Genomic DNA, 11,854 nt, shown 5'->3' with positions numbered 1-11,854 from the left:
ATGCACTGCCTGCCGGCACACCGCGGCGAAGAAGTTTCCGCCGGCGTGATCGACGGGCCGCAGTCCGTGGTGTGGGAAGAAGCCGAAAACCGTTTGCACGTACAGAAAGCCTTGATGGAATACCTGTTGCTGGGCCGCCTGTAGCAAGGCAAGTCAACACCCGCGACCGGACACGACACATCGCAACAACCCAATCCCGTTATCAGAAAGAAGAGCATGAGCGAAATCAATAAAGTCGTCCTCGCCTACTCCGGCGGTCTGGACACCTCGGTGATCCTGAAATGGCTGCAGGACAATTACCACTGCGAGATCGTGACCTTCACGGCCGATCTCGGGCAAGGCGAAGAGCTGGAGCCGGCGCGCGCGAAGGCGCTGAAATTCGGCATCAAGCCCGAAAACATTTACATCGACGACCTGCGCGAAGAATTCGTGCGCGATTTCGTGTTCCCGATGTTCCGCGCCAATACCGTATATGAAGGCGAGTACCTGCTGGGCACCTCGATTGCGCGTCCGCTGATTGCCAAGCGCCTGATCGATATCGCCCGCGATACCGGCGCCGATGCGATCTCGCATGGCGCCACCGGCAAGGGCAACGACCAGGTCCGTTTTGAACTGGGCGCCTATGCATTGATGCCCAACGTCAAGATCATCGCCCCGTGGCGCGAATGGGACTTGCTGTCGCGCGAAAAACTGCTGAAGTATGCAGAAGACGCCGGCATCGACGTCGACATGAAGCACAAGAAAGGCGGCGCACCGTATTCGATGGACGCCAACCTGCTGCACATCAGCTTTGAAGGCCGGCACCTGGAAAACCCGGCCGCGGAAGCCGAAGAATCGATGTGGCGCTGGACCGTGAGCCCGGAAGCGGCTCCCGATGCAGCCGAATACCTCGACATTGAATTCGAAAAAGGCGACATCGTCGGACTCAACGGCAAGCGGCTGTCGGCAGCCGCGGTGCTGACCGAACTGAACCGCCTGGGCGGCAAGCACGGCATCGGCCGGCTGGACCTGGTGGAAAACCGCTATGTCGGCATGAAGTCGCGCGGCTGCTATGAAACGCCGGGCGGCACCATCATGCTGCGCGCCCACCGCGCGATTGAATCGATCACGCTGGACCGCGAAGTGGCGCACCTGAAGGACGACCTGATGCCGCGCTACGCGTCGATGATTTACAACGGCTACTGGTGGTCGCCCGAGCGCATCGCACTGCAGACCCTGATCGACCACACCCAGCAATGCGTCAACGGCTGGGTACGCGCCAAGCTGTACAAGGGCAACGTGATCATCGTCGCACGCGACTCCAAGACGGATTCGCTGTTCGACCAGACCATCGCGACCTTCGACGAAGACGGCGGCGCTTACAACCAGGCCGACGCCGGCGGCTTCATCAAGCTCAACGCGCTGCGCATGCGGATTGCCGCCAACGCCCGCAACAAGCGCCGATAGCAAGCCGGCAATTGTTGCTTTCCTTGCCCGGCATAGCAGGCCGGGCATTCATTCGATATTTCGACATTCCGACATTTCATCCTGCCAGATCATGACCGCTCAATTCGAAGAAGTTTCAGTCATCAAAAAAGCCAATATCTATTTCGACGGCAAGTGTGTTTCGCACACCGTGCTGTTTCCGAATGGCACAAAGAAAACGCTGGGTGTGATTTTCCCGTCGTCGCTGGTGTTCAATACCGGCGCACCGGAAATCATGGAGCTCAACGCCGGGAAATGCCGCGTGCGCATCAAGGGCCAGCAGGACTGGCATGTGTATGAAGGCGGACAGAAATTTGACGTGCCGGGCGATTCCAGCTTCGAGATCGAAACAATCGAGACGGTGGACTACGTTTGTCATTTCAAGGATTGAAGCCCTGACGGACTGAAAGACTGAAGCCCTGAAGTCCTGAAGTCCATCTGGCCGGCCACAGCATGATGGCCGGCGAAGTATCCCCGGCCCGCGCCTGCGGCCGGGCGACGGCAGCACTAGCGCTACACCACCACCGGTTCCGGCTCCAGGTCCACACCGAATCGTTGGGCGACATCGGCACGGATCGCATTGGCCAGGTGCATCACCTCGGCGCCCGTCGCGCCCCCCCGGTTGACCAGCACCAGCGCCTGCTTTTCATAGACGCCCGCAGCACCCAGGCTCCTGCCCTTCCAGCCGCACTGATCGATCAGCCAACCGGCAGCGAGCTTGTAGCTGCCATCGGCCTGCAGATAACTCACCAGCGCCGGATGCCTGGCGACCAGCTCGTCGCGCCGGGAGGCGCCGACCACCGGGTTCTTGAAGAAACTGCCGGCATTGCCGATGGTGGCCGGATCCGGCAGCTTGCGCTGGCGGATGGCGATGACCGCGTGCGCCACCTGGCGCGCCGTGGGCGCGGCGACGCCGCGCGCGCGCAACTCATTGGCCAGTTCGGCATACGCGATGCAGGCCTGCCAGCGCCTGGGCAGTGCCAGCGTGACGTCGAGGATCACCGCGCGGTCGCGCAATGTATGCTTGAAGATGCTGTCGCGATAGGAAAAGCCGCACTCATCCCGGTTCAGCGACCGGATCGCGCCGCTTTGCATGTCGATCATGCGCAGGCTGTGGAAGCGGTCCTTCAACTCGATACCGTAAGCGCCGATGTTCTGGATTGGCGACGCACCGACGCTGCCCGGTATCAGGGACAGGTTTTCCAGCCCGCCCAGCCCATGCTGCAGCGTCCAGTCCACCAGCCGGTGCCAGTTTTCGCCGGCAGCCGCAGTGACCAGTACCGCGTCCTGGGTTTCACCGGTGACTTCGACGCCGCTGGTGCACATGTGCAATACCAGGCCGGGAAAATCGCCGGTCAGGACGATGTTGCTGCCGCCGCCCAGCACTAGGCGCGGCATTGCCGCCAATTGATGGTCTGCCGCCACGGCGCGCAAGTCGTCGACATGCAGCACCCGCAGGTAGCTGGCGGCGGCGGCGTCGATGCCAAAGGTGTTATGGGCGCGCAGCGCGACATTGCTCTGGAGCAGGATTGGAGAAGACATAGCGGGCGATTATAGCTTTTGACTGGCGGGCGACACTGCGCTCCGCTAGAATTGCCTGCTGCAAATCAGACATGTCTGTCTGGATCAGATCGAGGAAACCACCATGCCATCATTTGACGTCGTCTCCGAAGCCAATATGGTCGAAGTGCGCAATGCGCTGGACCAGGCCAACAAGGAGATTTCGACACGGTTCGACTTCAAGGGGTCCGACGCCCGCGTGGAACAGAAGGAACGCGACCTGACCGCCTTTGCCGATTCCGACTTCCAGTTGAGCCAGGTGCGCGACGTGCTGACCAACAAGCTGGTCAAGCGCAGCGTGGACGTGCGCTTCCTGGACATTGGCAAGGTCGAGAAAATGGGCGGCGACAAGGTCAAGCAAGTGATCAAGATCCGCAATGGCATCGAGTCCGACGCCGCCAAGAAGATCGTGCGCATCATCAAGGACAGCAAGATGAAGGTACAGGCCAGCATCCAGGGCGAGGCGGTCCGCATCAACGGCGCCAAGCGGGATGACTTGCAGGCGGCGATGGCGCTGCTGCGCAAGGAAGTGGCCGACCTGCCGCTGGAATTCAACAACTTCCGCGACTGAGGCCAGAGCGGCTGCGCGCGGCGGTTCGCCGGGCTGGCGAACCGGCTATTGCGGCAGCACGGCGGCATCAGCGGGCCGCGCCCGCCGGCGCGACGCCCGATGGCGACGGGTCAATCCAACAGCCCGGACCGGCAGCGCAAGCACGCTGCCGAACCAAATGCCTTCGCCTTACTCGTCATCAGCGGCATGCAAGCGCCGCTTGCGCACCGCTTCAGCCAGCTTCTCAAGCATCGGCACGCTGTCCTCCCAACTGACACAGCCATCGGTGACGGACTGGCCATAAGTCAGTTCACGACCGGGTTCCAGGTCCTGGCGGCCACCCACCAGATGCGATTCGATCATCACGCCGATGATCCGGGTGTCGCCGCCCGCAACCTGGCCGGCAATGTCGGCGATCACCGGAACCTGGTTCTCGAATTTCTTGCTGCTGTTGGCGTGCGAAGCGTCGATCATGACCCGCGCAGCCAGGCCGTTGGCGGCGATTGCCTTGCAGGTTTCTTCCACGCTGGCGGCGTCGTAATTCGGCGCCTTGCCGCCGCGCAGGATGATATGGCAATCCTCATTGCCATTGGTCGACACGATTGCCGAGTGACCGCCCTTGGTCACGGACAGGAAATGGTGCGGCTGCGACGCCGCCTTGATCGCATCGGCCGCAATCTTGATATTGCCATCGGTGCCATTCTTGAATCCTACCGGGCAGGACAGGCCGGACGCCAGTTCGCGATGGACTTGCGATTCGGTGGTGCGCGCACCGATTGCGCCCCAGCTGATCAGGTCGGCCACATACTGCGGGCTGATCATGTCCAGGAATTCGGTCCCGGCCGGCAAGCCCAGTTCATTGATCTGGACCAGCAGCTCGCGCGCCAGCCGCAGACCGTCATTGATGCGGAAACTATTGTCCATGTACGGGTCGTTGATCAGTCCCTTCCAGCCCACTGTGGTGCGGGGCTTTTCGAAGTACACGCGCATGACGATTTCGAGTTCGTCCTTGAAGCGCGCGCGCTCTTTCACCAGGCGCCTGGCGTATTCCATGGCGGCCTTGGTGTCGTGGATGGAACAGGGGCCGATGACCACCATCAGGCGGTCGTCCTGCCCGTGCAGGATGCGATGCAGCGCGGTGCGCGATTGCGCGGTGGTTTGCGCAGCCTGCTCGGAGCAGGGAAATTCGCGAATCAAATGCGAGGGGGGCGAGAGTTCTTTCAATTCCCTGATCCGTAAGTCGTCGGTGCGTGGCATGCTTTCTCCAATCGGTATGCTGTGATGATCGTCCAAAAGAAAAAACCGCCTTGGCGGGCGGTTTTTTCAGGAATCCGGTTTGTCTCGTTCTAGCGCGACCTTACCGCTTTTCCACCGCCTGGGGGCTGGAATAGCTAAAGTAAAAGTGGAAGCCGAAGAAACGAATATTGCTCATGAACTGGTCGGAAACGGTGGGTTCAGCGGATGATAGTGCAGTAATTCATCGGCTTTGGCAAGCGCCGCCGCCGATTTTCCTGTCGCTTTTCGCCACCGCCAGCCCTGCCGTGACGGCTATGCGGTGCCGCCGACGGTCATGCCTTCAATGCGCATGGTCGGTTGGCCAACCCCCACCGGCACGCTCTGGCCTTCCTTGCCGCAGACGCCGACGCCGGAGTCGAGACGCATGTCATTGCCGATCATGGTGACGCGGTTGAGCACGTCCGGACCGTTGCCGATCAGGGTGGCGCCCTTGACCGGATACGTGACCCGGCCATTCTCGATCATGTAGGCCTCGCTGGCGGAAAACACGAACTTGCCATTGGTGATGTCGACCTGGCCACCGCCAAAATTGACTGCGTACAGTCCATTCTTGACGGAGGCGATGATCTCCGCCGGATCCTTGTCGCCAGCCAGCATGTAGGTATTGGTCATGCGCGGCATCGGCATGTGCGCAAAGGATTCGCGACGGGCATTGCCGGTGACCGGCATTTTCATCAGCCGCGCATTCATGGTGTCCTGGATGTAGCCTTTCAGGATGCCGTCTTCGATCAGCGTGGTGCACTGGGTCGGATTGCCTTCGTCGTCCATGTTGAGCGAACCGCGGCGGTCAGGCAGCGTGCCGTCATCAACCACAGTGACGCCCTTGGCCGCCACCCGCTGGCCGATGCGTCCGGAAAATGCGCTCGATCCCTTGCGGTTGAAATCGCCTTCCAGTCCATGTCCGATTGCCTCGTGCAGCAACACACCGGGCCAGCCTGGTCCGAGCACGACGGTCATCGCGCCGGCCGGGGCCGGACGGGCGTCGAGGTTGACCAGCGCGGCTGCGACCGCTTCGCTGGCGTAGGTTTCCAGCAACTCGTCGGTGAAATAGCCGAAGCTGTAGCGTCCGCCGCCGCCGGAGGAACCCATTTCGCGGCGGCCGTCCTGCTCGGCGATCACGGTGACGGAAACCCTGACCAGCGGCCGGATATCGGCCGCCAGCACGCCATCGGAGCGCACCACCAGCACGACATCGTATTCACCGGCCAGCCCCGCCATCACTTGCACGACGCGCGGATCCTTGGCGCGCGCAATGCGCTCGACTTTTTCCAGCAATTGCACCTTGGCGGTCGCATCGAGCGAGGACAGTGGGTCATTGGGCAGGTACAGCGAACGCCCGCCCACCGGACGGATCGACGAGGCAATCTTGACCTTGCCGGCGCCCTGGCGGGCAATGGTGCGGGTGGCAGCGACGGCGTCGAGCAAGGCGCGCTCGGAAATTTCGTCGGAATAGGAGAAGGCGGTCTTGTCGCCGGACACGGCGCGCACGCCCACCCCCTGGTCGATCGAGAAACTGCCGGTCTTGACGATGCCTTCCTCCAGGCTCCAGCCCTCGCTCTTGGTGAACTGGAAATAGAAGTCGGCGTAATCGACGCGATGGGTAAACATCGTGCCCAGCGTCTTGATCAGTTTTGCCTCGTCCAGGCCGAACGGCGTGAGGAGTATGTCGCGGGCGACAGCCAGGTTCTTCAGATTGGGTTCGAACAGATTCATTCAGGAATGCAGCGCTGGGCTGACTGGTAAGGAGTTGGATGGAGCAAAGGTTACTAGATTGTAGAGATTCCTGCTTCCCTTGTTCGTTCCGCGCCGGCGATGGCAAACAGCACGCCAGGCGCGGGTTCGCCCAGGGACAAGCTTCACAAGCGCCGATGTTTCAATGCGGGAAGATTTTCGCGGGTGTTGTGCAGGACTTCGGCATGCATTTCACCGACCACGCAACCTTCCCCTTCGGGCAGGACAGCAACGATCTCGCCCCAAGGATCAACCAGCATCGTGTGGCCCCAGGTGCTGCGGCCGTTCTGGTGCAGGCCGCCCTGCGCGGCAGCGAGCACGTAGCACTGGTTTTCGATGGCGCGCGCGCGCAGCAGGATTTCCCAGTGGGCGCGGCCGGTCGTGTATGTGAAGGCGGAGGGCACGACGATCAGTGCGCAGGTGCCCAGCGCGCGGTACAGCTCGGGAAAGCGCAGGTCGTAGCAGACCGACAGGCCGACGCGGCCCATCGGCGACTCGAAGCTGGCGACCGCAGAGCCGGCGCTGATGGTGCGCGATTCGTTGTAGGACTCCTCCCCGCGTGTGAATCCGAACAGGTGGATCTTGTCGTAGCGGCTCAGCAATTCGCCCTGCGGGCCATAGACGAGGCAGGTATTGAGCACTTTGCCGGCTTCGGCAGACACCAGCGGCACCGTGCCGCCGACCAGCCAGATGCCTTTTTCGGCGGCCAGTTGCGCCATCCACTGCTGTATCGGACCGGCGCCGGGCGCTTCGGCAACTGCAAGCTTGTCGGTATCGCGGCGGCCGAATATCGGCCAGTATTCAGGCAGCAGCACGATGCGCGCGCCCTGCGCGACGGCTTGCTCCACCAGGTCGCGTGCATGCGCCATGTTTTCGCCGACATCGGGCGACGACACCATCTGGATTGCTGCGACTTTCATCGACGTCGTATCGGACATGGCGATTTTCCGGGTTGAATGCTTAGCGGTGGGTGGCCGGAATGCTCAGCGCACCGGCCTGGACGATTGCGCAGCGGCGTCGGGCGAACCGCTGCCGTCGCCAGCGCGCGAGGCCTTGCGTATCACCGGATCCTTCCAGGGTCCGGTGATGTCGTATTCGACAGTAAATGCCCGCATCAGCGGATCGCGCAGGAATAGCTGGGCCAGGAACGAGCCGATGCCAAGCACCGGATTGACCAGCAGGCCATACGCCACCGAGGCGGCGCCGGCATTGATTTCGGGAATCACGACAGCATGGATGTCCTGGCTTTCGCGCACCAGGTCGACGGTGCCGTCCATCAGGACGGCGGCGCTGACACCGCGCATCTTGAAGTTGTCGGTCTTCATGATGCCCTTTGAAATCATGGCGGCTGCCGTCACGCCGTCGAACGCAAAACCCTCTGAAAAGACATCGCGGAAATCCAGTACCAGCCGGCGCGGCAGCGACTGCAGGCTCAATACACCCAGCAACTTGGCCGCGCCCGGATCGACCTTGAGGAACTGCCCAGCCTTGAGATCGAGGTTGAGCTCGCCCGTCAGCGACGCAATGTCGATCGAGTAAGGCAAACCGCTCCAGCCGACCTCGCCGGTCATCTTGCCCTGGCCGCCCCGCAACACCCGCGCAAAGCCCAGCCGGTCCAGCAAGCGGCCGGCGTCGATGATGTCGAGATTGTAGTTGAGGGTCGAATAGCTCTTGCCGTCATGCGACTGGTAGTTGCCGGTGGCCGACATGGTGGCGTCGCCGTTGGCAACGCTGAGCTTGTTGATGCGCCATTCGCGGCCAGCGGGTGTCGATGCATTATTGGCGTTCAATTCGATACGGCCGAACTTCCTGCCGAACAGTTCAAAGTTTTCGGCCACCACGTCGAGCGCCGGTATCTGGGTCGCCACGCCCTTTCCTTCCAGCAGGTCGGAGACGTCACCCGCCGCCGACGGCGGAATGATCAGCGAGGTCAGCCGCGCCGTGACCCGCCCGCGGCCACGGCCCGAGCGCGACTCTGCCCAGGACAGGTAGCCCGATACCTGGACCGATTCAATGTTGGCCTGCCACACGCCGTCCTGATGGGAAGCGCCGACCACGACATTGTCCAGCTTCTTGTTCGCGATCCGCAGTTCGGTTGCGCGCGCGGCCAGTACCTCGGGACTGAAATACTGCTCGAGATTGAGCCTGTCGCCGCCGACCGGGACAGCGCCGGGGACGGCTGCCGGCGCGGCCGGCGCTTCGACGATGCTGGCCGTGGCGCTGCGCCAGGCGTCGATGTCGAGCGCGCGCAGGCTGACGTTGACGACCAGTCCGCTGTCGGGCTGTGGCGCCGGTACGTTCACGCCGATGCCGCCTGCCACGACGTCCCAGCCGGCGTCCTTTGCGGCGCCCTTGCGGCGCTGGTAGCGAGCGCTGATCGTGCTTCCCAGGCTGGCCCTGATCTGGTCGCGCAGCACACCGCCGCGTTCGCTCGGGACGGCGCTCAAGTCCAGCCGCAGCGGCATGGCTTCGCCCGCGGCCTTGCGCAAGGGCGAAGGAAAATCCAGCGCCAGGCCTTGCAGGCTGGATTCGAGGATGATTTCCGGCCGCTTGTCCCGGACATTGACCTGCACGGTATAGCGCGCGCCCCCGCTGATGCGCTGGCTAAGCCGCTCCACCATCGGCATCGGATAGGCGCGCCGCACGCCGTCGATCGATGCGGCGCCTTCAGCCCGTACCGCGATCTGGCCGTCACGCTGCGATCCACCCGTCAGGCTCACCGGTCCGCCAAGAAAATTTGCGCGCACGCCGGCCAGGTCGAAGCCTTTTTCGTGAAAACGCAATTCGCCGGTGGTGCGCAACAGTGGCGGCATGCCGTCCATCAAGGTGAGGTCGTTGCCGGCAAACTGCACAGTGCCCTTCACCTTGGCACTGGCCATGTCGTGCAGCGGCAGTTGCAGATTGAGCAGCAGCCTGGCGTTACCCGTCGCGCGGCTCTCATCGGTAATGTTCCCGATCCATCCGCCGACCGGCGAGTTGACCGTGAAACTCAATAAATCCTGCAAGCTCCCTTGCGCCGTGCCATTGACGCTGAGCAGCGGATTCGCGGCCAGCAGGTCGGGTATGCCGGCCACGACATTGGACAGCGCCACACCGTTTGACTGCCCCTTGTCGCCACGCACTTCGAGCCGGGTGCGGTCAATCAGCAGGCGACCGTTGATATTCTCGATCGAGGGCCATAGCTGGCGCGTGCGATTGCTGGCCGAGAACGCGCCGGGCGCGTAATCGAGCTTGCCGTTTTCAATCCGGCCGCTGACGCTGAATTGGCCTTTGGGCTTTTCACCGGGACGGGTGGTGCGATACGGAAATTCGGCCAGCTTGCCGTTCACTACGACTGCGACGTCATGCAGCTTTCCTTCCTGCAATCCGCTGGTGAGCCATTGGGACAGTTTGGGCGATGTGCTCAGCGGCAAATAGCGGCCGAGCATACGCACATCGGCCTGATCCAGGTGGGCCTGCAATTCGAGCGCATCGGCAGCCTTGTTACCGCCCAGGGTGGTGGAATAGCGCGCAGTCAGCTTGCCGCGCATGCCTTCATGCAGGAAGCGCGCATCCGTGACATTGAACTGGAATTTATTGTCGGCTTGCACGGTCCAGCGCGCGGCCATGCCCAGCTCGTCAAATGCCAGGTCGGCCGCGGGGAACAGTCCGGGCAACTGCAGGATCGCGTTGTCGGCCACGATTTTCAGGCCGCCGCCTTTTTCGTTCATGTCGACCGAACCGGTCAGGTTGGAAAATCCCGGCAGGCCGGGCACGGCCGGACGCGCGGCTTGCGTTCGCGTCTTGCTGATGGCCGGCTGCGCCGGCTTTGGACGCATGCTCAGTGCAGCGAAATTCCCTTTCAGCTGATACGTCTTGATGTCGGGGTAAGCGCCTTGCCATTTCGCACTGAAATCGGTCAGCCGCCCTGTTGGCGCAAAATCCGCGATCATGCGCCGCTGTTCCTGGCTCAATGGCAAGCCGCCGGCGAAACTTGCCAGCGCTTTCAGGTCGACCGCGGCCAGTTGCACTTCCGTGCTGGCCGGCCGGGCGCCGCTGGCCTCGACGAAGCGCTCGCTTATCGTGGTGGGCGGCAGTTGCAGGCCGTCCCGGGTCTCGAAGGAAAAATCCTGCAGCGCAACGGTGTGCCCGCGACGGCCATACCAGAACAATTTGTCGGTGCGCGTGCCCAGTGTCTCGCCGGCCGCAACACGTCCCTGCACGCGCGTCAGGTGCAACATGTCGAGGTCCGGTCGCAAACGCGCCGACAGGTTCGACAGGCCCAGGTCGGCAGTCAGGTCGACCACGGCCGCATGGTCGAAACTGAGCCAGGCGCGCACTGCGCCGCGTCCTTGCTCAATCTCGATCGGATAGTCGAACCAGGTCCGGCCACGCGCCAGGTCGGCGTCGCGCCAGTCCACGTACAGCGTCCCGGTCCAGCTTGCTGCGTCCGACAGGCGGGCAAACGGTGAATGGGAAAAACGGGCACGCAGGTCGAGCGGCGTGCCGAGCTCTTCGGGCGGCGTTGCCCTGATGGAAATGCGATGCTGCAGCCACTCGTTTTCGACCACGGCAGTCATGTCAGTGAGCAGCAGTTCGGGCCCCTGGCGGGTGGCATCGCGCCAACGCAACGAGCCGCCGCGGATCACGATCTGCCGCTGTTGCAGCAGCCAGTCCAGGCCGCTGCCGTCGCTCTCTTTGGCGGGGTCGATGTAAATGCCGCCGACAAACAGGCTGCCGTCGGCATCGCGCTCGATTTCAAGATCCGGACGCACGATCTCGAGCGCATTCAGGCGCAGATTGGCGACGGCGACCGACCACCATGATATTGTTGCCGATACCCGTGGCAGGCTGAGCGCCGCATCGCCGTTCCGGTTGTAGATCACGACATTGTTCAGGGTCAGCTTGGGATACAAGCCATGCCAGGATGCGTGGATGGTGCCGATTGCCACCGGCCGCCCGACAACCCGGGTAGCGACCTGCTCAACGGTGCTTTTATACTCGTCGATGTTGGGCAACACGACATAGCGCAGGGCCAGGAACAGCAGGCAAAACGCGATGTAGACCCCCAGCGTCAGCTTGGCCAGCAAGACGAGCAAGCCCATGGTGGTTCGGTTGAGCGAGCGCATGCCACGCACGACAGCACGCCAGGCCGTGGCGACCCGGCTTGATTGGTGCAGCGCTGGGGCTTGGTCAGGTGATGGCATCAGTGCCGCAGTGTCAGGGCGGGTTGTTTGCCGGTGTGCGGCGATGACCAACGCGGCGAACGCAATC

The 11,854-nt window shown here is 62.7% G+C and carries 8 protein-coding genes and 1 pseudogene; 4 read left to right on the top strand and 5 right to left on the bottom strand.

Annotated elements, in window-relative coordinates:
- The 3 genes and pseudogenes from Q7T64_RS12155 to Q7T64_RS12145 form a co-directional block, all read left to right on the top strand.
- A pseudogene (locus Q7T64_RS12155) lies at window positions 1–144 on the top strand (ornithine carbamoyltransferase); the annotation flags it as partial.
- A gap of 72 nt (window positions 145–216) precedes the next feature.
- Window positions 217–1,446: an argininosuccinate synthase gene (locus Q7T64_RS12150; RefSeq protein ID WP_304795934.1), complete on the top strand. Its 1,230-nt coding sequence runs from the start codon at window positions 217–219 to the stop codon at window positions 1,444–1,446.
- A gap of 91 nt (window positions 1,447–1,537) precedes the next feature.
- The gene (locus tag Q7T64_RS12145; RefSeq protein WP_304795931.1) at window positions 1,538–1,855 is read left to right on the top strand and encodes a pyrimidine/purine nucleoside phosphorylase; all 318 of its coding nucleotides are present in this window, start codon (window positions 1,538–1,540) and stop codon (window positions 1,853–1,855) included.
- Window positions 1,856–1,977: 122 nt separating this feature from the next.
- Here the strand turns inward: Q7T64_RS12145 and murB are convergent, their stop codons facing one another.
- Window positions 1,978–3,006, bottom strand: a complete 1,029-nt coding sequence (gene murB, locus Q7T64_RS12140) for a UDP-N-acetylmuramate dehydrogenase (RefSeq protein WP_304795929.1) — start codon at window positions 3,004–3,006, stop codon at window positions 1,978–1,980.
- Window positions 3,007–3,109: 103 nt separating this feature from the next.
- Between murB and Q7T64_RS12135 the strand changes: the two genes are divergently transcribed.
- Complete coding sequence (locus Q7T64_RS12135) at window positions 3,110–3,595, top strand: YajQ family cyclic di-GMP-binding protein (RefSeq protein WP_304795927.1); 486 nt, start codon at window positions 3,110–3,112, stop codon at window positions 3,593–3,595.
- A gap of 168 nt (window positions 3,596–3,763) precedes the next feature.
- On the opposite strand, the gene aroG is transcribed toward Q7T64_RS12135, so the two are convergent.
- The 4 genes from aroG to Q7T64_RS12115 form a co-directional block, all read right to left on the bottom strand.
- Window positions 3,764–4,831 (bottom strand): 3-deoxy-7-phosphoheptulonate synthase AroG, encoded by a 1,068-nt coding sequence (aroG, locus tag Q7T64_RS12130; protein WP_304795925.1) that lies wholly within the window; start codon window positions 4,829–4,831, stop codon window positions 3,764–3,766.
- Window positions 4,832–5,122: 291 nt separating this feature from the next.
- Window positions 5,123–6,583 (bottom strand): metalloprotease TldD, encoded by a 1,461-nt coding sequence (gene tldD, locus Q7T64_RS12125; RefSeq protein WP_304795923.1) that lies wholly within the window; start codon window positions 6,581–6,583, stop codon window positions 5,123–5,125.
- Between the two features lie 143 nt (window positions 6,584–6,726).
- A complete protein-coding gene (locus Q7T64_RS12120; RefSeq protein WP_304795920.1) occupies window positions 6,727–7,539 on the bottom strand; it encodes a carbon-nitrogen hydrolase family protein in 813 nt (270 codons plus the stop codon).
- Between the two features lie 45 nt (window positions 7,540–7,584).
- A complete protein-coding gene (locus Q7T64_RS12115; RefSeq protein ID WP_304795918.1) occupies window positions 7,585–11,787 on the bottom strand; it encodes a YhdP family protein in 4,203 nt (1,400 codons plus the stop codon).
- Window positions 11,788–11,854: the final 67 nt, after the last annotated feature.

This window comes from Lacisediminimonas sp. (genome assembly GCF_030645335.1).
GTDB lineage: Bacteria > Pseudomonadota > Gammaproteobacteria > Burkholderiales > Burkholderiaceae_D > Lacisediminimonas.
Note: the sequence above shows the minus strand (reverse complement) of the source record. Positions and strands in the feature narration are given on the sequence as shown.